Raw genomic sequence first — 19,291 nt, 5'->3', positions numbered from 1 at the left:
GTCCTCGTGCGGGTGGAATCCGGTCGAAGCCCGTGTCCTGCGGGCGAACGGACCTGCCGGTGGCCACAGTGATCTGCACCGGCGAGTGCCGGGCCACGTTTCCACGAAAGGGTTCCGAACCGTGCCGACCTTCGTGGAGAGCCAGAGCCAGAGCCGGGGCCAGAGGGAGAACCAGAAGCAGAACCGGACGCGGCGCACGCTGCTCGCCGTCGCCGGCGCGGCAGTCGCCGTGCTGACCGTCGGCGCACCGGCCGCGCAGGCGACGCTGGACGAGGGAGCGGCCGCGAAGCCCCGCGCGACGGCAGCGGTGGCGGCGCGTGGTGAGGCGTACCTCGAGACCCGGCTGTTCTTCGGCACAAAACGGCCGGACGGCGGGCCTGACGTGACGGACGCGCAGTTCATGACGTTCGTCGACCGCAGACTCACGCCCCAGTTCCCCGAAGGGCTGACGATCCAGGAGGGCCGCGGCCAGTGGCGGGACTCCAACGGCGTGGTCGAGCGGGAGCGGTCGTACGAACTCATCCTGCTGTATCCGGCGGCCTAGGCCCGTACCCGCGACCCGCAGATCGAAAGGATCCGTGACGCGTACGTCGCCGCGTACGGCCAGGACTCGGTCGCCAGGCTCGACGAACCGACGCTGGCGGACTTCTGACGCGGCCCTCTGACGGCCGGCCGCCACGCCGTCACGTGACGGCCGATACGCCGTCACCTGGCGGCCGTTTCGGCGTCACCTCGGCCGTTACGCCGTCACCTGCCGAGGAGCGCGGCGAGCGCTCCGACCGGGTCGGTGTCGGGGGTTCCGCGCGGCCACCAGTCCTCCCGGTCGGGGTCCGACTCGTACCCGTACCAGAGGCCGTCACGACCGAGCCTCAGTTGGAGCGAACGGGTTGAGAGCTGGTTGCGCCAAGGCCTGAAGCCGGGGAAGTCCGCGGCGGCCAGGGCAGGGCGGGCCCGGTCGAAGGGGCCGGCGGGCGGGTCCCACGGCTCCTCCAGGACGGAGAGGGCCGCCGGACCACCCTGACGCCACGCGGCGACGGCGCGTGCCAGGTCGGTGGGCGTGCGGTCGGCCGCGGCGGCGAGGTCACGGTAGAGGGCACGGGTGGAGGCTGTCAGTCCGGAGCCGGGGTGGGCGGCTGCCAGCCGGACGGCGTCCTGCCACCGGGTGAGCGATGCGACGGGGTCGCGGCCCGTGGTGAGGAGGATGTGGGCGCGGGCAGCCGCCTCACAGGCCAGCAGGTCCAGGGCGAGCGGGTCGGGGGCGCCGGGCGCGTGCGGGTAGGCCGGAGGGCGGCCCGCACGCCGCGGTGCCGGGAACGGCGGCGGCAGGGGCGGCCGTACGGTGCCGGGGGTGACGGCCTCGCTCGCGGGCACGGTGGCCTGCGGGGCCGCGGCTGCGGCAGCGGTGTGCTCGGCCGCTGAACGCGCCGCGTTGCGGCGGGAGAGCGCCGCGAGGATCTCCCGTTCGCCCCGGCCGCGCATCAGGAACAGCACGAACGGGTCCTCGTCCAGCAGTCTGGCGGTCTGGTAGCAGAGCGCGGCAGCGTGCTTGCAGGGGTAGCCGTCGTCCGGACAGGAGCAGTCGGGGATCAGGTCCCCGGGCGTCGGCAGCAGCTCGACGGCCGCCAGCGTCTGGGGGACGTCCTTGTCGAGGAGCGCCGCCATGTGGTCGGGCCGTGCCGCCGCCGCGGCCAGGAAGTCGTCCCAGTCGTCGTCGGTGAGCGTACGCAGGCGGATCTCCGTGCGGTACGGACGGGCACGGCTGCCCTGTACGTACGCCATGACCTTGCCGGGCGTCACCGTGATCGCGGCGACGTTGCCCCGGGCGGCGTAGGCACGGCCGCGCACCAGACGGGCGGGGTCGAGGGCGGTGTCTTCGAGCGCCTCCACCCAGGCGTTGCCCCACCATGTCGTGGCCGCCTCCTCGCCGGCGAGCGGCTCGATCGGGGGGAACGTCCGGCGATGGTCGTCGTGGTGGGGACCGGCCGGCGCTCCCGGCCGGGAGCGGGGGCCACCGTGCGCGCGGGGGGTCATGAGGGCCTCCGCAGGGAGACGAGGTCGGCCAGTTCACGGTCGGTGAGCTCGGTCAGGGCCGCCTCTCCGGATCCCAGCACCGCGTCCGCCAAGGCGCGCTTGGAGGCGAGCATCTCCGCGATGCGGTCCTCGACCGTGCCCTCGGTGACGAGCCGGTGGACCTGCACGGGCTGCGTCTGGCCGATGCGGTAGGCGCGGTCGGTCGCCTGCTCCTCGACGGCCGGGTTCCACCAGCGGTCGTAGTGGATCACATGGCCGGCCCTGGTGAGGTTCAGCCCGGTGCCCGCCGCCTTGAGCGACAGGATGAACACCGGCACCTCGCCCGACTGGAAGCGGTCGACCATGCGCTCGCGCTCGGCGACGGGCGTCCCACCGTGGAGCAGCTGGCTGGGGATCGCGCGGGAGGTCAGGTGCGCGGAGAGCAGGCGGGCCATGGAGACGTACTGCGTGAAGACGAGCACGGAGCCGTCCTCCGACAGGATCGTCTCGAGGAGTTCGTCGAGGAGCGCCAGCTTCCCCGAGCGGCCGGCCAGCCGAACGAAGACGCCCCCGCTCCCGGACCGGGCACCGCCCCGGGGGCCTCCCCCACTCAGCGATCCGGCCCCGGTGCCCCGGTCCACGCCGGACTCCTTGAGGAACTGGGCGGGGTGGTTGCAGATCTGCTTGAGGGCCGTGAGCAGCTTCATCACCAGGCCACGGCGCGCGATGCCCTCCGCGGCCTCGATCGCCGCCATCGTCTCCCGCACCACGGCTTCGTAGAGGGACGCCTGCTCACGGGTGAGCGGCACCGGATGGTCCGACTCCGTCTTCGGGGGCAGCTCGGGCACGATGCCCGGGTCGGACTTCTTACGGCGCAGCAGGAACGGGCGGACGAGCCGGGCGAGCCGCTCCACGGCTTCGTCGTCCTCACCGTTCTCCACGAGGCGGGCGTGGCGGGAGCGGAAGGCCTTGAGCGGGCCGAGGAGCCCCGGGGTCGTCCAGTCCAGCAGCGCCCACAGCTCGGAGAGGTTGTTCTCCACGGGGGTGCCGGTGAGGGCCACACGTGCGGAGGTGGGGATCGTACGCAGCGCCTTGGCGGTCGCGGAGAAGGGGTTCTTCACATGCTGGGCCTCGTCGGCCACGACCATCCCCCAGCTGTGCGAGGCCAGTTGCTCCGCGCTGCTGCGCATCGTGCCGTACGTGGTCAGGACGAAGCCGCCGTCCGGCATGTCGAGGGTGCGGCCGGCGCCGTGGAAACGCCGTACGGGCACGTCAGGGGCGAAGCGGGCGATCTCCCGCTGCCAGTTGCCGAGCAGCGAAGCCGGGCAGACGACGAGCGTCGGCGCGGTGCGTGCCCGGCGCAGATGCAGGGCGATCACGGTGACGGTCTTGCCGAGTCCCATGTCGTCGGCGAGGCAGCCGCCGAGGCCGAGCGAGGTCATGAGGTCCAGCCAGGCCAGGCCCCGGAGCTGATAGTCCCGCAAGGTCGCGCGCAGGCCCTCAGGTGCTTCGACGGCGGCTGTCGGGGCGGTGAGGCGGTCACGGAGGGCGGCCAGCGCGCCCGTGGGCACGGCCTCCACCGTCTCCCCGTCGACCTCCGCCGTACCGGTCAGCGCCACCGCCAGCGCGTCGACGGGCTCCAGCAGGCCGAGCTCCCTCTTGCGTGCCTTGCGCACGAGATCGGGATCGACGACGACCCACCGATCACGCAGCCGCACGATGGGGCGGTGCGCCTCGGCGAGCGCGTCCATCTCGCGCTCTGTCAGCGGATCCCCCTCGAGCGCCAGCTGCCAGTCGAAGGAGAGCAGTTGCTCGCTGTCGAAGAAGGGGGTGCCGTCGGTGGCGGAGCCGGGCACGGAGCGCACGACGGCGGCGGCCGTGAGCGTGCGCGCGAGCTCTTTCGGCCAGTGCACGGCCACGCCCGCCGCGTCGAGGCGCGCGGCGCCGGGTCCGAGCAGCTCGTACAGCTCGTCCTCCGTCATCGGCAGCACGTCCGGCACGTCCCCCTCGAGCAGCCGGGCGAGCGGCTGCCAGGCACGGGCCGCGCGGCGCAGCGCCAGCACGGTGTCGATCCGGGCACGCGGCCCGAAGTGCTCGTCGCCGGCTCCCGCCCAGAGCCTTGCCGCGTCCATGACGAGAGTGGGGTCGGCGAGGCTGTGCACCTGAACGAGAGCGGCTGCCGCGTTGCGCTCGGCGCCGCCGTCCGGGGCGGTGTCGAAGAACTCGTAGGCGGACAGGTCGAGACGCAGGGAGACCCGGACGCCCGCGTCCATCCCTGCCGCTGCCTCGGCGGCCCATTCGCGCGCCCCGGGCAGATGCTGCGGCGCGGCGGCCGCGAACGGCGCGCCCGCCGCGAACTCGGCGGCCGGCGTGCGCGGCAGGCTGTCGGCCACGGCATCGAAGAAGGCCCGCACCAGGGCCTCGGGCTCGGGCAGCCGCAGAGGCGGGGAGCCGTCGACGGGGACGGCGTGTGCCTCGTACGGCATGGCGGCGGCGATGGCCCTCAGCTGGGCGATGTCATCGGCGTCCAGCGGCCCGGCGCGCCAGGCGTCGTGGTCGGAGGGTGTCAGTCCCGGCAGCAGCCTGCCGCGGGCGACGAGATGCAGGGCATGCAGCACGGCCGCGCCCCAGCAGGCGGCGGCGGGGTGTGCGGCCGGGTCCCGCCGGGCGGCGATCAGCAGCGGGGCGGCGTCCGCGACAGTCATGACGACGGCGGGAACGGTGGCGCTGCGGACATCGGGGCCATCGGGGCCGTCCGTGCCGTCCGGACGCACGACCGTGATCTCGCCGTCCGCACCGGGGAGCACACGACCGTCCGGGTCCCAGAACGCGACGCGGCCCTCACGGGGCAGCGCGGCCGGCAGGAAGACGGCGGCAACGGCCTGGAGGGCTGCCGTGCCCGTGCCCGTCAACGCCTCCGTGCCTGAACCCATGACCGAGATCACCGCGTCCCTCCTCTCCCGTGAGTGCCGACTGCCGACTTCGCATGAACGACCTTACGGGCGGGGTCTGACACTCGAGGCGACACGGCTGTGACCTGGACTTCCTACCGTCGGCTGCCCCGGTCTCGGGGAGCCGGCGGGATCCGGCAGTGCCCGGAGCTACGGCCGCCTCCGGCACGTCGACCGTCGTCGGCCCGCCCGACCGGTCGGCGGCGAGGCAGCCGCAGACCCGTCAGCTCCGATCAGGCCAGGACGGCACAGCGCGGAGGAGCCGTTGCACGGCGGTGCCCGGCCGGTGCGGGTCAGGAGACCGCGCCCGGTCCCGGCACCATCGGCGGCACGTCGCCGACCCGCGAGGAGCCGGTCCGGGAAGCATCCTCCGCGGCGTCCTCGCCGCCTCCCGTCGCCATCGGCGGCATTTCGTCGGCCGGCAGCGAACCGGCCGCCGCAGAGTCCTCACCGCTTACCGCCGCCATGGGGAGACCCGCTTCGGTCCCGGCCCCCACCTCGGGCGAAGGCGCAGCGCCCGCATCGGCCACCTCGCCCTGCCGGCCCTGCCTGCCTGCCTCGACCGGTTCGCCCGGCTGCGGCGCGGCCCGTTCCAGGAACCGCAGCAGCTCCACGGGGAACGGCAGCACCAGCGTGGAGTTCTTCTCCGCCGCCACCGCCACCACCGTCTGCAGCAGTCGCAGTTGGAGCGCCGCGGGCTGCTTGGACATCTCGCCCGCCGCCTGCGCCAGCTTCTTGGACGCCTGGAGTTCGGCGTCCGCGTTGATGACGCGCGCCCTCCGCTCGCGATCCGCCTCCGCCTGGCGTGCCATCGAACGCTTCATGGTCTCCGGCAGCGACACGTCCTTGATCTCGACGCGGTCGATCTGGACGCCCCAGCCGACCGCCGGGCTGTCGATCATCAGCTCTAGGCCCTGGTTGAGCTTTTCCCGGTTGGAGAGCAGGTCGTCCAGATCGCTCTTGCCGATGATGGAACGCAGCGAGGTCTGCGCCATCTGAGAGACGGCGAAGCGGTAGTCCTCGACCTCGATGACCGCGTTGGCCGCGTCGATCACGCGGAAGTAGACGACCGCGTCGACGCGGACCGTGACGTTGTCCCGGGTGATGCCTTCCTGGGCCGGTACGGGCATGGTCACTATCTGCATGTTGACCTTGCGTATCCGGTCGACGGCCGGAACGATCATGGTGAATCCCGGGCGTCGTACCTCGCCGTGCAGACGTCCCAGACGGAAGACCACACCGCGCTCGTACTGCTTGACGATGCGCGCTGCGGCCATCGCATAGGCCACGAGCCCCGTCGCCACCGCCACGCCGGCCACCGCCAGCTCCTCGATCATCGGGGCACCCCCTCGTCGTCCGGGGCAGTCATGGAATTCCACGGTATGACCGTTATGCCCTATAGGGCGATATCCATCCCTCCCGCGCATGGGGCCGGCGCCGCACCGGCCGGACGCGGCCACACCAGGTGCCCCACTGCGGGATGCCTGGCGTGGCCGCGTCGGCCGGTGCCCCCCTCAGAAGCGATCGCGCACAAAGGCGACGAGTTCGGCGTTGTGGCGGCGGCGGACAACGGCGACGACGGCGAGCAGCATGAAGAAGATGACCGGAGTGAGGGCGTTCTCCCCGTCGAACGCGGTCAGCTGTGTCACGAACGCGCCGATCATCAGTCCCATCAGGGCAAGGGCCGAGATCCCCGACAGGATCGGGATCACCAGGGCCACCGCGCCGGCCAGTTCCAGACCGCCCACCAGATACATGTACCAGTCGCCGTAGCCGATCGAGTCGAATCCCTCCGCCGCGGACGAGTGCCCCACGAGCTTGGGGCCGGCGCTCGCGACCGCGAAGAACAACGCGAGCACGATCTGCAGCGTGCGTACGGCGAGGTGGGTGCGTCGCCCCGGCCCTGCGGCGGCCACCGTGCCGGCGGAAGCGGTGGGAGCGGACGTGAGGGAGGCGGCGGGCGTGGTGGGAGTGCTGGCGGACATGACTGTCTCCTCGTGCGAAAGGTGATGGGGACGCGTGGGCGCTTCGGTTTCCGTAGCGCTTTCACACAGTCAGACCGCCGTGGGCACGAAAAGTCATCGCCGCTGACAGAGAAGAGCGGATGTCCGCGAGGAACGGGCAGGCGACGACAGGTGCATCCTGGGAGAGGGAGACGTGATGCCGATGCGCACTGGGAGTGAACCCGTCACCGCGCGCAGTCCTTTGCGGATGCGCTTCTGGCTCGGCGTGTGGGGTCTCCTCTGGACGGCGGGCGGCACGATCGCCTTCGCCATGGTGGGCCGGGCAGGCTGGGCCGTCGCGTGCGGGGTGCTCTTCGCCGTCGTCGCCGTCGACCTGTTCCTGGTCGTGCGGCACATCCGGCAGGGCCCTCACTACCAGCCGGGCCGTGACGTCCCACCGTACGACCCCGACCGCGGCTGAGCGGCCGGGATCCTCGTCCGCCCCGTTCCCGCGGATGTCACTCGGTGTCGAACCGGGCGGCCTTCAGATACTCAGGGTTCGGGTCCAGGGCCGCCGCCAGCCGGAAGTGCCGCTTGGCCTGCTCGGGCTTGCCCGCCCGCTCGAAGGTCCGCGCGAGGGCGAAATGGGCGAACGCGTTGTCCGGCTCACGCTCGAGAACGAGCTCGAATTCGAGCTCCGCCGGACGCAATTGGGCCGACAGGAAGAACGCTCGTGCGCGCAGCAGACGGGCCGCCGTGTTCTCGGGGTGGGCCGCGATCACCGAGTCGAGCAGCTTGACGGCCCCGCGCGGGTCCCGCGCGGCCAGCAGCTGCTCGGCAGCGCGAAAGTCGATGACGTGCGTTTCCGGGTTGCTGTTCGACACGCTCGCATCCTTCCCTGACCGATCCGTTCCAACACAGGGCGGTTCGGCGCTATTCCGGCCGCCCGGCGCGTCGCGCGGCGGTCAGCTCCCCGGCCGGCCCGAAGCTGCGCGGCGGGTCAGCTCGTTCCACACCTCGCGCACCTGGGGCTCCAGCTTCTCCAACGGCCCGTCGTTGTCGATGACAAGATCGGCGATGGCCAGCCGATCCTCGCGCGTGGCCTGCGCCGCCATCCTCGAGCGCGCCTCGCTCTCCGTCATGCCGCGCAGCCGTACGAGCCGGTCCAGCTGGGTCTTCTGCGACGCGTCCACCACGACGACCAGGTCGTACAGGGAGTGGAGCTTGTTCTCCGTGAGCAGTGGCACGTCGTGGACGACCACGTCGTCCGGGCCGGCCGCCTGCTCCAGTTCGCGGGAGCGGGCGCCGACCAAGGGGTGCACGATGCCGTTCAGGGTGGCGAGACGCTCGGGGTCGGCGAAGACGATCGAGCCGAGCTTCGGACGGTCCAGGCTTCCGTCGGCGGCCAGCACCTCCGGGCCGAAGGCGTCCACGACGGCGGCGAGCCCGGGGGTACCGGGCTCGACGACCTCGCGGGCGATCTTGTCGGCATCGACCACGACCGCCCCGTAGGAGGCCAGCAGCCGGGACACTTCGCTCTTGCCGGCGCCGATACCGCCGGTCAGACCCACTGTCAGCATGGGCCGCAGCCTACGCGAGCGCCCTGCCACGGGCTTCGGCCCGGCCGGGGTTCCCAGGTCCGGCCCGGGTGGCCTCCCGGATCTCCACGGCCGTCGGCAACGGACTCGCTAGGCGTCGCCCTCACGCTCGGCGAGGAAGCGCTCGAACTCCCGGCCGATCTCGTCCGCCGACGGCAGTTCCACGGCCTCCGCGACAAGGCTGCCGCGAGTCTCAGCACCCGCCATCGCGTCGTACTGGTGCTCAAGTCCCTGCACGAGGGCGACGAGCTCTTCGTCGCCTTCCCCGATCTGCCGCTCGATCTCGGTCTGGGTGCGGTGCGCCTCGGTCCGCAACGAGTGCGCGATTCCGGGCAGCACCAGCCCTGTGGCGGCCGTGATGGCCTCCAGCACGGTCAGGGCCGCGTCCGGGTAGGAGGACCGGGCCACGTAGTGCGGCACGTGGGCGGCCACGCCGAGTACATCGTGACCTGCCTGCATCAGGCGGTACTCCACGAGCGCCTCGGCACTGCCCGGTACCTGCGCCTCGTCGAAGGGGCTGCGGTGGCCGGGCATCAGGTCGGTGCGGTTGCCGTGAGGGGTGATGCCCACGGGACGGGTGTGCGGGACACCCATCGGGATGCCGTGGAAGTTGACCGCGAGACGCACACCGAGCCGCTCGACGATCTGGCCGACCGCGGCCGCGAAGCGCTCCCACTCGACGTCCGGCTCAGGGCCGGAGAGCAGCAGGAACGGTGCGCCGGTGGCGTCCTGGACGAGCCTGAGCTCGAGAGAGGGCGTGTCGTAGCCGGCCCAGCGGTCGCGGCGGAAGGTCAGCAGCGGTCGCCGTGCCCGATAGTCCACGAGCCTGTCGTGGTCGAACCGTGCCACCACTTGGTGGGGAAGCGTCTCCAGCAGGTTGTCGACGATCTGCTCGCCGGTCTCTCCCGCGTCGATGTAGCCGTCGAAGTGGTACAGCATGACCAGGCCGGCCGACTCCTGCGCGAGCGCCATGTCGACGACCGCGAGACCCTTCGGCTCCCACTCGTACAAACCCTGCGGATCAAGCACGATTACCGCTCCTCCTCGTGTTCGAAGACAAGAACGCGCGCCGGCACATCTGCATTCCCGGTCCCCCTCCTGTCACGGCGTCTTCCCGTGACCTCCGGTCCCGAACGTCCCAGTACCGTCGGGCAGTTCGGATGAGTGCCCAAGGAGCGGGGTTTGGTACGGACCTTGACACCCCATTGCCCCGTCCCTACCGTCACGGGTCAACGCGCGCGTTCAGAAACCCACCCGATGTTCACGTACAAGAACTGTACGAGGACTGTCCCACCTCGGACCGACGGGAAGGCACCCCCCATGCGCACCAGAAAACTGCTCCCCTCCTTGCTCGCCTCCCTGCTCGCGGCCGGCGGGCTTTCCCTGCTGGCCACCCCGGCCGATGCCGCATCGGTCATCGACGTGGACACCGCCACCGAGCTGAAGGCCGCCCTCTCGGCGGCCCGCCCCGGCGACACGATCCAGCTCGCCGACGGCACGTACACCGGCAACTTCAAGACCACCGTGGACGGCACGTCGAGCTCCCGCATCACGCTGACAGGCTCGCCTCGAGCCGTGCTCAAGGCGGGCGGCGGCTACGGGCTCCACCTCAACGGCGCTTCCTACTGGACCGTCAAGGGCATCACGGTCACCGGCGGGCAGAAGGGCATCATGACGGACACCGCCGACGGTGTCGTCATCGACTCGGTCACCGTCCACGGCCTCGACATGGAAGGCGTCCACTTCCGCAACTCCAGCCGCAACGGCGTCATCAAGAACTCGCGCATCTACGACACCGGGAACGACGGCAGGGGCATGGGCGAGGGCGTGTACGTCGGTTCGGCCGGCGGCACCTCCGACCGGAGCGACAACGCGCAGATCCTGAACAACACCATCGGGCCGGACGTCGGCGGCGAAGCCGTCGACATCAAGGAGGGCACGACCGGCGCGAAGATCGTCGGAAACACCTTCGACGGTCGCGGTCTGACCGGCGCGAACTACGACGACTCCTGGGTCGACGTGAAGGGCAACAACGTCCTCGTGGAGAACAACACCGGCAGGAACACCACGAACAACGGCTACGAGACCCACACCCAGCAGAGCGGCTGGGGCTGCGGCACCGTGTTCCGCGGCAACAACTCCGACCTGCGCGGCGCGACCGGCTCCAAGCAGCTCGCCATCAATGTCACCAACCAGAGCTCGAGCTGCCGCACGACCGTCTACGCCGGTAACACCGTGACCGGAGGCAAGGGTCTGACCAACATCGCGGTCACACCGTAACCGCCATCATCGCGGTCACACCGCAGCCGCCATGACACACATGGTGGTCCGACCGGAACAGCGGTAAGGCCCGCTCCCCCAAGGGGAGCGGGCCTTACTTCAGCTGGTCAGCTGTCGGGGCAGAGCGTCAGCTCTGGCCGCCGGCCAGCTTCTCGCGCAGGGCGGCAAGCGCCTCGTCCGACGCCAGGGCGCCGGAGTTGTCGTCCGACTCCGAGGAGTACGAACCGCCGGAGGCACCCGCGGGGGCGCCGGCCGGGGCAGCGGTGCCACCCTCGGCAGCAGCGGCCTCGTCGGCCTCGCGGGACTTGATGACCTGGGCCTGGTGCTGCTCGAAGCGCTGCTGCGCCTCGGCGTACTGCGTCTCCCACGCCTCGCGCTGGGACTCGAAGCCCGGCAGCCAGTCGTTGGTCTCCGGGTCGAAGCCCTCGGGGTAGATGTAGTTGCCCTGGTCGTCGTACGACGCGGCCATGCCGTACAGGGTCGGGTCGAACTCGACCGAGGCCGGGTCGGCACCGAAGGACTCGTTGGCCTGCTTCAGCGAGAGGCTGATGCGGCGGCGCTCGAGGTCGATGTCGATGACCTTGACGAAGATCTCGTCGTTGACCTGGACGACCTGCTCCGGGATCTCCACGTGGCGCTCGGCCAGCTCGGAGATGTGGACCAGACCCTCGATGCCCTCGTCGACGCGGACGAACGCACCGAACGGAACGAGCTTGGTGACCTTACCCGGGACGACCTGGCCGATCTGGTGGGTCCGGGCGAACTGCTGCCACGGGTCCTCCTGCGTCGCCTTCAGCGACAGGGAGACACGCTCGCGGTCCATGTCGACGTCGAGAACCTCGACGGTGACTTCCTGGCCGACCTCGACAACCTCGGACGGGTGGTCGATGTGCTTCCAGGACAGCTCGGAGACGTGGACGAGACCGTCGACGCCACCCAGGTCCACGAACGCACCGAAGTTGACGATCGAGGAGACGACGCCGGAGCGGACCTGGCCCTTCTGCAGGGTGGTGAGGAACGTCTGGCGCACCTCGGACTGGGTCTGCTCGAGCCAGGCGCGGCGGGACAGGACCACGTTGTTGCGGTTCTTGTCCAGCTCGATGATCTTCGCCTCGAGCTCCTTGCCCACGTAGGGCTGGAGGTCGCGGACACGGCGCATCTCGACGAGGGAGGCCGGCAGGAAGCCACGGAGGCCGATGTCGAGGATGAGACCACCCTTGACAACCTCGATGACGGTGCCGGTGACGATGCCGTCCTCTTCCTTGATCTTCTCGATGGTGCCCCAGGCACGCTCGTACTGGGCGCGCTTCTTCGAGAGGATCAGGCGGCCTTCCTTGTCCTCCTTCTGAAGGACAAGGGCCTCGATCTCGTCGCCGACCTTGACGACCTCGTTCGGGTCGACGTCGTGCTTGATCGAGAGCTCGCGGCTCGGGATGACACCTTCGGTCTTGTAACCGATGTCGAGCAGGACCTCGTCCCGGTCGACCTTCACGATGACGCCGTCGACGATGTCGCCGTCGTTGAAGTACTTGATCGTCTCGTCGATCGCGGCGAGGAAGGCTTCCTCGTTACCGATGTCGTTGACCGCAACCTGCGGGGTGGTGGCGGTGGTCTCGGTGCTGCTCGTCATGTGGGAAAGGGCTCCGGTACGGACATTGAAGTCGTAGGTACTGCTACGCCGAGAGCCGGTGTCGCAGCTGCATAACCGGACAGCCTTCGAAGCGCCCGCCGAGCGATCCGAAGGATCTCTGGTGGCGCCTCGTGAACCGAGGGATACATACAGATGCGAGCGCGGCCTGCTCGGTCTGAGGCGCGCAGGCTCGCAGCGCAACTTGTAGCATACGGGGGCAGCCGGACACGGTCAATGCGCGAAGGCGCACACCCGGGGTGGAAGACCACAATTCCGGCACAACTCTTGTTCGCCGAGGCCACGATGGCGTCTTTCGAAGCCCGGTTCTCGGCGCGCTGGAACGCAAACTACAACGACGGTGACGATGAGCCAAGATTTTGAACCGGAAGCGACCCGCCGTAGCACCGGGGATGCGGAGAGCAGCCGGGCGAGCCGGGGCTGGTGGGACCGGAACGCCGACGAGTACCAGAGCGAACACGGCACGTTCCTGGGCGACGACCGGTTCGTATGGGGACCCGAAGGGCTCGACGAGGCGGATGCGGCACTGCTCGGTCCGGCCGGTTCACTGAAGGGGCTGGACGTCCTGGAGATCGGCGCCGGCGCCGCCCAGTGCTCACGCTGGCTCGCCGCGCAGGGCGCCCGGCCGGTGGCCCTCGACCTCTCCCACCGCCAGTTGCAGCACGCGCTGCGCATCGGCGGAGAGGTGCCGCTGGTCGAGGCGGACGCGGGCGTGCTGCCGTTCCGGGACGCCTCCTTCGACCTGGCGTGCTCCGCCTACGGGGCGGTTCCGTTCGTCGCCGACCCGGTGCGGGTGTTCCGGGAGGTCAGGCGGGTGCTGCGACCCGGCGGGCGCTGGGTCTTCTCCGTCACCCACCCGATCCGCTGGGCGTTCCCGGACGAGCCGGGGCCGGAGGGTCTGTCCGTGGCCGCGTCGTACTTCGACCGCACGCCTTACGTGGAGGAGGACGAGGAGGGCCGAGCGGTCTACGTGGAACACCACAGGACGCTCGGCGACCGGATACGGGACGTGGTGGCAGGCGGCTTCCGGCTGGTCGACCTGGTCGAGCCCGAGTGGCCCGCCTGGAACAGCCAGGAATGGGGTGGCTGGTCCCCGCTGCGCGGCAACCTGATCCCGGGGACGGCGATCTTCGTCTGCGAGCGGGACTGACCGAGCGGCGCACGCGAGGATCACGGCGCCGGGCGACCCGCGGCGCGGGGAGGGCTGTGCGGCCCGGGACGCTGCGCATCGCGGAGCGACCCCGCGGCGCGGGAATGTCATACAAGCCCACCGGGGCTGTGGACGGTCGCGTCCGCGGTTCGCCGGGACGTACGAGACTGAGCCCGTGATCCGAAACGACGCAATCGACCGCCTTCCCGTCCGCCATGCCGTCGACGAGCTGCTCGGCGCGCTCGACGAGCACGGCACGGCCGTGCTGTGCGCTCCGCCGGGCACAGGCAAGACCACGCTGGTGCCGCTGGTCCTCGCCGAGGCCGGCGCCAGGGTCGTGGTCGCGGAGCCACGCCGGATAGCGGCGCGCGCGGCGGCGCGGCGGATGGCCTGGCTCCTCGGCGAGAAGGTGGGCGGCCGGGTGGGCTTCACCGTCCGCGGCGAGCGCGTGGTCGGCCCGGAGACCGTCGTGGAGGTGGTCACCACCGGCGTGCTGCTGCAACGGTTGCAGCGCGACCAGGAGCTGGCCGGTGTGGACGCGGTGATGCTCGACGAGTGCCACGAGCGCCATCTCGACGCCGACACGGTCGCCGCCTTCCTGCTGGATGTACGAGGCACCCTGCGCCCGGAGCTGCGGCTCCTTGCGGCCTCTGCGACGACGGACGCGGAAGGGTGGGCGCGCCTCCTCGGTGACGCGCCGGTGGTGCGGGCCGAGGGCGTCGCGCACCCGGTCGAGGTCGTCTGGGCCCCTCCGCCCCGGCCGGTTCGACCGCCCCACGGGATGCGGGTCGATCCCGCGCTGCTGACGCACGTGGCTGCGGTGGTGCGCAGGGCGCTCGAAGAACGTGCCGGGGACGTGCTCTGCTTCCTGCCGGGCGTGGGTGAGATCGGCCGGGTGGCCGGGCAGCTCGCGGGGGTGGGCGCGGAAGTCCTCCAGGTGCACGGCCGGGCACCGACGGCCGTCCAGGACGCGGTGCTCTCCGGCGGCGACACCCGCCGGGTGATCCTCGCGACGTCGGTCGCCGAATCGTCACTGACCGTGCCTGGAGTGCGCGTCGTCGTCGACTCCGGGCTGGCGCGTGAGCCGCGCACCGACCATGCGCGGGGCCTGAGTGCCCTCACGACCGTGCGGGCTTCGCAGGCTTCCGGCCGTCAGCGGGCAGGCAGGGCCGGCCGTGAGGGGCCCGGCACGGTGTACCGCTGCTGGACGGAGGCGGAGGACATCCGGCTCCCCCGTTTCCCCGCCCCGGAGATCAAGGTCGCGGATCTGACGGCGTTCGCCCTGCACGTGGCGTGCTGGGGCGACCCGGCCGCCGCAGGTCTGGCATTGCTGGACGCTCCTCCGCCCGGTGCGATGGCCGCCGCGCGCTCGGTGCTGGCCGCGATCGGCGCGGTCGACGCCTCGGGCAGGGCCACCGGCCGTGGCACCCGGATGTCGCGGCTGGGCGTGCATCCGCGGCTGGCCCGGGCGCTCCTCGACGGCTCCGCGCAGGTGGGCGCCCGGCGCGCGGCCGAGGTGGTGGCGCTGCTGAGCGACGAACCGCCGCGGGAGTACGGGGACGACCTGGCGAGCGCCTGGCGCGCGGCCCGGCGTGGCAACGACGCGTACGGGGCGCGGTGGCGTGCGGAGACCCGTCGGCTGGAGTCGTCACTGGGCGGCGGCACGGGGCACCCGGCAGGACCGTCCGGCGACGACGCCGTCGCGGGGCTCGTCGCCGCGCTCGCGTTCCCGGAGCGTGTCGCGCGGCAGCGGGGGGACGGGGCGTATCTGATGGCCTCCGGCACCGGAGGCCGGCTGGACGCGGGGTCGGCACTGCGCGACGCGCCCTGGCTGGCGGTCGCCGTCGCCGACCGCCCCGCCACCGCCGTGTCCGCGCGGATCAGGCTCGCCGCCGTGCTCGACGAGGACGGCGCCCGCCACGCCGCCTCGCACCTTCTGTCCCGCAGCGAGGACGTCCACTGGGAGGACGGTGACGTCGTGGCCCGGCGCGTGGAGCGGCTGGGCGCGGTCGAGCTGTCCGTACGCCCCCTGAGCACGCCTGACCCCGGGCTGGTGCGGCAGGCGCTGCTGGAGGGTCTGCGACGGGAAGGAGTCGGGCTGCTGCACTGGACGCGCGAGACGCACGGGTTGCGCGAGCGGCTCGCCTTCCTCCACAGGGTGCTGGGCCCGCCGTGGCCGGACGTGTCGGACGCCGAGCTGCTCGATCGGGCCGACGAGTGGCTGGAGCCGGAACTGTCCCGCGCCCGGCGGCGGACGGACCTCGGCCGCATCCAGGCCGGTCAGGCATTGCAGCGGCTGCTGCCGTGGGCGACCGGCGAAGCGGCCAGGCTGGACGAGCTCGCGCCGGAGCGGATCGAGGTGCCGAGCGGGTCCCGGATACGGGTCGAGTACGGCGGGGAGCAGCCGGTGCTCGCCGTGAAGCTCCAGGAACTGTTCGGGCTGCGCGAGACGCCGGAGGTCGCCGGCGTACCTGTGGTGGTGCATCTCCTCTCCCCCGCCGGCCGGCCGGCGGCGGTCACCGCGGATCTGGCCTCGTTCTGGCGTGAGGGCTACCGGGCGGTGCGGGCGGAGCTGCGCGGCCGGTATCCGAAGCACCCCTGGCCCGAGGATCCGGCGACGGCGGAACCGACGCGGCACACGAAGGCACGGCTCAGGCCCTGAGCGGTCCGGTCCCACTCATGCCCTGAGCGGCTCCGGGGCGGGCGCAACACCCGCAGGGTCAGGGCGGCGGCGTGCCTCCAGCCACAGGGCCAGCGCCAGCAGTCCGGCGCCGGCGACGAGGAACCCCCAGGGGAGGTAGGAGGTCATGAGCAGGACCGTGCGGCGCTGGGAGGTGACCATCTCGACCGTGGAGTCGACGTAGTCGGGGCGCATCTTCACATGCCCGGCGAAGGCGGTGACCTTGTCGCGCCCGCCGAGCAGGGAGCCGCCGCGCAGTTCCTCCCGGTGGATCTCCTCGCCGTTGACGGGCGCTCCGGTGACGGGCTCCACCCAGAACATGCGCTTGGTGGTGTACCAGCGGGTGGTGCCGGTCTGCTTCTCGAGCGTGGTCGCGTCGATTCCGGGGATGGGCATCCTCTTCGGGTAGGGCACCTTGGTCCAGGGGATGGTCTGCTCGAAGTAGTACACCTCCAGACCACGGAACTCCCGGGTGCCCTTGTAGTGGATGGGGGAGGATGTCCGGGCCTGGGCGTCGAAGTACACGTAGTCCCGCTTCTCGGTGAGGAACGGCCACTTGAACTCGATGCCCTCGCGCCGCACCGGGTCGCCGTCGACGGACTCACCGGTGGCGTGCACCGGCTCCTGGGTGTGCGCGTCGAAGATGTAGCGCTCGGGGATCTGCGACACCATCGCGCCGTCGGGCCCCTGGATGTAGGAGAGGGAGTCCCAGACGACGATGTCGCGGCCTGCGGTGCGCTCGATCCGCTCGGACTCCTCCACGTTGCCCTTGAGGGTCTGCACGATGGTGACCTTCTCGACCTTCTTCGCCTCGAGGGTGCCGTAGTCGAGGAGCGTCGCGGGCCTCGCCTCGAGCACCATCTCCTGGTACTGGCCGGCGGGGATCTTGGCGAGCCGAGGGAAGGCGTACCAGCGCAGCAGCGGGGACAGGGCGGCCAGGAAGACGGCGAGGGCGACGAGTACGAGACCGGCTCTGCTGCGCATGGGGCCCTCAGTCCTTGGGGCCGGGGACGGTGGTCAGCAGCGGCTCCGGCGAGGTCTCGCCGGCCGGCGCGCCGATCGCCGTGACGGTGAGCACGAGGGCGAGGGCGGCGGCGAGTCCGACGGCGGCGGCGACGAGGGCGCGCATGCTCGGCCTCCCGGAACGGATCTGACAGGGCATCAGGTCTGGGCACCGTAGCAACGCGACCGGAAGAAGAGAACACACAGCACCGCCCCTGTCCCGGGGGCGGGCAGGGGCGGTGCGGGCAGAGCGCTCGGTCAGGGGGTCGTGGACGGGGAGGGCGACGGGGTGGCGCTCGCCGGTGCCGTCACCTGCAGTTCGATGTCCAGGATGCCGCCGCCGGGAGCGGTGAGCCGGAGGACGAAGGTGCCCTGGTTGTCGTCGGCGAAGACCTTCGGAAGCTCGAGCACACCGTCGGCGCCGGTGCGGAGCCCGGTCAGGGTGCGGACGACCGTGCCGTCGGCCTTCTTGAAGTACGGCCCCTTGTCGTTCTCCGCGCCGGTCTCCTTGGAGACGATCATCGTGGCGGAGACCGCGACACCGGAGGCGGCGACTCCGTCGCATGCGGCCCTGACGCGGATGACGTCCGTGAACTCGCCGCCGGCGGTGGCGGCCAGGGCCTTGGTGTCGGTCCGGACGATGCTGTCCGCTTCCCGCTCGGTGACAGTGGCCTTGAACTCGACACCGGGCAGGGCACGCTCGACGACGGTGGCCCGCACCGTGAAGGCACCGGTCCGCTCCCCCGCGACCAGCGCCGGGGCGCTGACCGTGCCGTCCGCGCCCGTGGCCACGACGGCCTCTGTGCGGTCGTCGGCGAAGCGGGTGTCGGTGTCACCGACGATCATGAACCGGACGGCCACCTTGGCGACGGGCTGCCCCTTCGCGTTCTCCGCGCGGACGGTGACCCGCTCGGTGAACTGCCGCCCGGCCACGGCCGTCAGCGGCCCGGTGCCCGCGTCCTCGATACGGCTCACGGGCGCGGGGGCCGGAGTGGACGTCGGGGGCGGGGTCGGCGTGGGCGTCGGCGTAGGGGTGGGGGTGGGGGTGGGCTTCGACGGGCTCGGCGTGGGGCTCGGCTTCGGGGCGGGCGTCGACGGGCTCGGCGTAGGGGTGGGGCTCGGTGTCGGCAGCGGGCCCGAGCTGTCGGGACCGTCACCCACCGGCAGAACGCCCGCCCCGTCGGGGACCTGGTGGGCGCCGCGCTTGTAGTACTCGAACCAGGACAGCACCGTGCGCAGGTATTCCCGCGAGTGGTTGTAGCCGAGGATCGCCTGGTCGAGGTCGTCCTTGTTGCCGAGGTCGCGGCCGTTGGCACACAGATAGCGACCCGCGGCGAGCGCCGCGTCGTAGATGTTGTTGGGATCCTTGCGGCCGTCGGCGTTGGCGTCCTGGCCCCAGGTCTCCCACGTCTGCGGGATGAACTGCATCGGTCCGACGGCACGGTCGTGCACCTTGTCGCCGTCGTAGGCGCCGTTGTCGGAGTCCGAGATGTTCGCGAAGCCGACACCGTTGAGGACGGGGCCGAGGATCGGGGTGAGCGTCGTGCCGTTCGCGTCGACCCTGCCGCCCCTGGCCTGACCCGACTCGACCTTGCCGATGGCGGCGAGCAGCTGCCAGGGCAGCCGGCAGGCCGGGTCGGACGCGGCGATGGTCTGCTCGGCCTGCTTGTAGGCGGCGAGGACGGAGGCGGGTATACCGGCCTCACCCACGCCGAGTTCCGGCAGATCGCCCGAAGTGCCGGGCTTGTCGGGTGTGTTCAGCGGCGGGAGGTCCGTGTAGTACGGGGAGTTTCCGGTCACCGGAGTGCCGGGCGGCGGGGCAGCGTCCGACGCCTCCTGCCCGGTGCCCGAGGTGGCGTGCGTGACGCCGGGCGCCTGTGACGCGGAGAGTGCGGCCACGGCAGCGGCGGCAACCGCCGTCGTCGTCGCTCCCCTGCGCAGCCGGCGGCCGAATTGCGCTGCCATACGTCTGTTCCCTCCCCATCAGCTGCTGTCCGCGCTCCCCAGCGCGGACTCACGTGACCCTAGT

The 19,291-nt window shown here is 71.6% G+C and carries 15 protein-coding genes and 1 pseudogene; 5 read left to right on the top strand and 11 right to left on the bottom strand.

Annotated elements, in window-relative coordinates; translation table 11 throughout:
* Positions 1–199: 199 nt before the first annotated feature.
* A pseudogene (locus ACIPJI_RS05605) lies at positions 200–652 on the top strand (DUF3574 domain-containing protein).
* A gap of 95 nt (positions 653–747) precedes the next feature.
* On the opposite strand, the gene ACIPJI_RS05600 reads toward ACIPJI_RS05605, so the two are convergent.
* The 4 genes from ACIPJI_RS05600 to ACIPJI_RS05585 form a co-directional block, all read right to left on the bottom strand.
* Positions 748–2,031 (bottom strand): SWIM zinc finger family protein, encoded by a 1,284-nt coding sequence (locus ACIPJI_RS05600; protein ID WP_402244606.1) that lies wholly within the window; start codon positions 2,029–2,031, stop codon positions 748–750.
* Positions 2,028–4,943: a DEAD/DEAH box helicase gene (locus tag ACIPJI_RS05595; protein ID WP_402244760.1), complete on the bottom strand. Its 2,916-nt coding sequence runs from the start codon at positions 4,941–4,943 to the stop codon at positions 2,028–2,030. Before ACIPJI_RS05595 ends, ACIPJI_RS05600 begins: the two co-directional genes overlap by 4 nt.
* A gap of 311 nt (positions 4,944–5,254) precedes the next feature.
* Positions 5,255–6,298 carry a slipin family protein gene (locus ACIPJI_RS05590; RefSeq protein ID WP_402244604.1) on the bottom strand — a complete coding sequence of 348 codons (1,044 nt, stop codon included), beginning with the start codon at positions 6,296–6,298 and terminating at the stop codon, positions 5,255–5,257.
* Positions 6,299–6,475: 177 nt separating this feature from the next.
* Positions 6,476–6,946, bottom strand: coding sequence for a DoxX family protein (locus ACIPJI_RS05585; protein ID WP_402244602.1), 471 nt, complete (start codon positions 6,944–6,946; stop codon positions 6,476–6,478).
* Positions 6,947–7,127: 181 nt separating this feature from the next.
* Between ACIPJI_RS05585 and ACIPJI_RS05580 the strand changes: the two genes are divergently transcribed.
* Entirely contained in the window at positions 7,128–7,385 is a 258-nt protein-coding gene (locus ACIPJI_RS05580; RefSeq protein ID WP_307705813.1) for a DUF6343 family protein, read from the top strand.
* Between the two features lie 37 nt (positions 7,386–7,422).
* Here the strand turns inward: ACIPJI_RS05580 and ACIPJI_RS05575 are convergent, their stop codons facing one another.
* The 3 genes from ACIPJI_RS05575 to ACIPJI_RS05565 form a co-directional block, all read right to left on the bottom strand.
* On the bottom strand, positions 7,423–7,788 hold the full coding sequence (locus ACIPJI_RS05575) for a tetratricopeptide repeat protein (protein ID WP_159693049.1): 366 nt from the start codon (positions 7,786–7,788) through the stop codon (positions 7,423–7,425).
* Between the two features lie 81 nt (positions 7,789–7,869).
* Positions 7,870–8,484, bottom strand: coding sequence for a dephospho-CoA kinase (gene coaE / locus ACIPJI_RS05570; protein WP_402244600.1), 615 nt, complete (start codon positions 8,482–8,484; stop codon positions 7,870–7,872).
* A gap of 108 nt (positions 8,485–8,592) precedes the next feature.
* Positions 8,593–9,531: a PAC2 family protein gene (locus ACIPJI_RS05565; protein ID WP_307705816.1), complete on the bottom strand. Its 939-nt coding sequence runs from the start codon at positions 9,529–9,531 to the stop codon at positions 8,593–8,595.
* Positions 9,532–9,822: 291 nt separating this feature from the next.
* Here ACIPJI_RS05565 and ACIPJI_RS05560 point away from each other — a divergent pair, with 291 nt between their 5' ends.
* Positions 9,823–10,782: a right-handed parallel beta-helix repeat-containing protein gene (locus ACIPJI_RS05560; RefSeq protein WP_402244598.1), complete on the top strand. Its 960-nt coding sequence runs from the start codon at positions 9,823–9,825 to the stop codon at positions 10,780–10,782.
* Between the two features lie 127 nt (positions 10,783–10,909).
* On the opposite strand, the gene rpsA is transcribed toward ACIPJI_RS05560, so the two are convergent.
* Positions 10,910–12,412: a 30S ribosomal protein S1 gene (gene rpsA, locus ACIPJI_RS05555; RefSeq protein WP_005318902.1), complete on the bottom strand. Its 1,503-nt coding sequence runs from the start codon at positions 12,410–12,412 to the stop codon at positions 10,910–10,912.
* Positions 12,413–12,776: 364 nt separating this feature from the next.
* Here rpsA and ACIPJI_RS05550 point away from each other — a divergent pair, with 364 nt between their 5' ends.
* Both ACIPJI_RS05550 and hrpB read left to right on the top strand, forming a co-directional pair.
* On the top strand, positions 12,777–13,580 hold the full coding sequence (locus ACIPJI_RS05550) for a class I SAM-dependent methyltransferase (protein WP_402244596.1): 804 nt from the start codon (positions 12,777–12,779) through the stop codon (positions 13,578–13,580).
* A 175-nt stretch (positions 13,581–13,755) separates the two neighbouring features.
* Positions 13,756–16,242, top strand: a complete 2,487-nt coding sequence (gene hrpB, locus ACIPJI_RS05545) for an ATP-dependent helicase HrpB (RefSeq protein ID WP_402244594.1) — start codon at positions 13,756–13,758, stop codon at positions 16,240–16,242.
* 15 nt (positions 16,243–16,257) lie between these two features.
* Here the strand turns inward: hrpB and ACIPJI_RS05540 are convergent, their stop codons facing one another.
* The 3 genes from ACIPJI_RS05540 to ACIPJI_RS05530 form a co-directional block, all read right to left on the bottom strand.
* Complete coding sequence (locus ACIPJI_RS05540) at positions 16,258–17,244, bottom strand: DUF3068 domain-containing protein (RefSeq protein ID WP_356624284.1); 987 nt, start codon at positions 17,242–17,244, stop codon at positions 16,258–16,260.
* Between the two features lie 7 nt (positions 17,245–17,251).
* The gene (locus ACIPJI_RS05535; protein ID WP_159693035.1) at positions 17,252–17,389 is read right to left on the bottom strand and encodes an SPW_0924 family protein; all 138 of its coding nucleotides are present in this window, start codon (positions 17,387–17,389) and stop codon (positions 17,252–17,254) included.
* 131 nt (positions 17,390–17,520) lie between these two features.
* Positions 17,521–19,227, bottom strand: coding sequence for a lytic transglycosylase (locus ACIPJI_RS05530; RefSeq protein WP_402244592.1), 1,707 nt, complete (start codon positions 19,225–19,227; stop codon positions 17,521–17,523).
* Between the last annotated feature and the right edge of the window lie 64 nt (positions 19,228–19,291).

Origin of the sequence: Streptomyces sp. NPDC086835 (assembly GCF_044745705.1) — a bacterium.
Classification (GTDB): Bacteria; Actinomycetota; Actinomycetes; order Streptomycetales; family Streptomycetaceae; genus Streptomyces.
Note: the sequence above shows the minus strand (reverse complement) of the source record. Positions and strands in the feature narration are given on the sequence as shown.

Bases quoted from the DNA above. Each gene is read 5' to 3' on its own strand.
- ACIPJI_RS05600 (WP_402244606.1), bottom strand. From the start codon at position 2,031: ATGACCCCCCGCGCGCACGGTGGCCCCCGCTCCCGGCCGGGAGCGCCG.
- ACIPJI_RS05595 (WP_402244760.1), bottom strand. From the start codon at position 4,943: ATGGGTTCAGGCACGGAGGCGTTGACGGGCACGGGCACGGCAGCCCTC.
- ACIPJI_RS05590 (WP_402244604.1), bottom strand. From the start codon at position 6,298: ATGATCGAGGAGCTGGCGGTGGCCGGCGTGGCGGTGGCGACGGGGCTC.
- ACIPJI_RS05585 (WP_402244602.1), bottom strand. From the start codon at position 6,946: ATGTCCGCCAGCACTCCCACCACGCCCGCCGCCTCCCTCACGTCCGCT.
- ACIPJI_RS05580 (WP_307705813.1), top strand. From the start codon at position 7,128: ATGCGCACTGGGAGTGAACCCGTCACCGCGCGCAGTCCTTTGCGGATG.
- coaE (WP_402244600.1), bottom strand. From the start codon at position 8,484: ATGCTGACAGTGGGTCTGACCGGCGGTATCGGCGCCGGCAAGAGCGAA.
- ACIPJI_RS05560 (WP_402244598.1), top strand. From the start codon at position 9,823: ATGCGCACCAGAAAACTGCTCCCCTCCTTGCTCGCCTCCCTGCTCGCG.
- rpsA (WP_005318902.1), bottom strand. From the start codon at position 12,412: ATGACGAGCAGCACCGAGACCACCGCCACCACCCCGCAGGTTGCGGTC.
- ACIPJI_RS05550 (WP_402244596.1), top strand. From the start codon at position 12,777: ATGAGCCAAGATTTTGAACCGGAAGCGACCCGCCGTAGCACCGGGGAT.
- ACIPJI_RS05540 (WP_356624284.1), bottom strand. From the start codon at position 17,244: ATGCGCAGCAGAGCCGGTCTCGTACTCGTCGCCCTCGCCGTCTTCCTG.
- ACIPJI_RS05535 (WP_159693035.1), bottom strand. From the start codon at position 17,389: ATGCGCGCCCTCGTCGCCGCCGCCGTCGGACTCGCCGCCGCCCTCGCC.
- ACIPJI_RS05530 (WP_402244592.1), bottom strand. From the start codon at position 19,227: ATGGCAGCGCAATTCGGCCGCCGGCTGCGCAGGGGAGCGACGACGACG.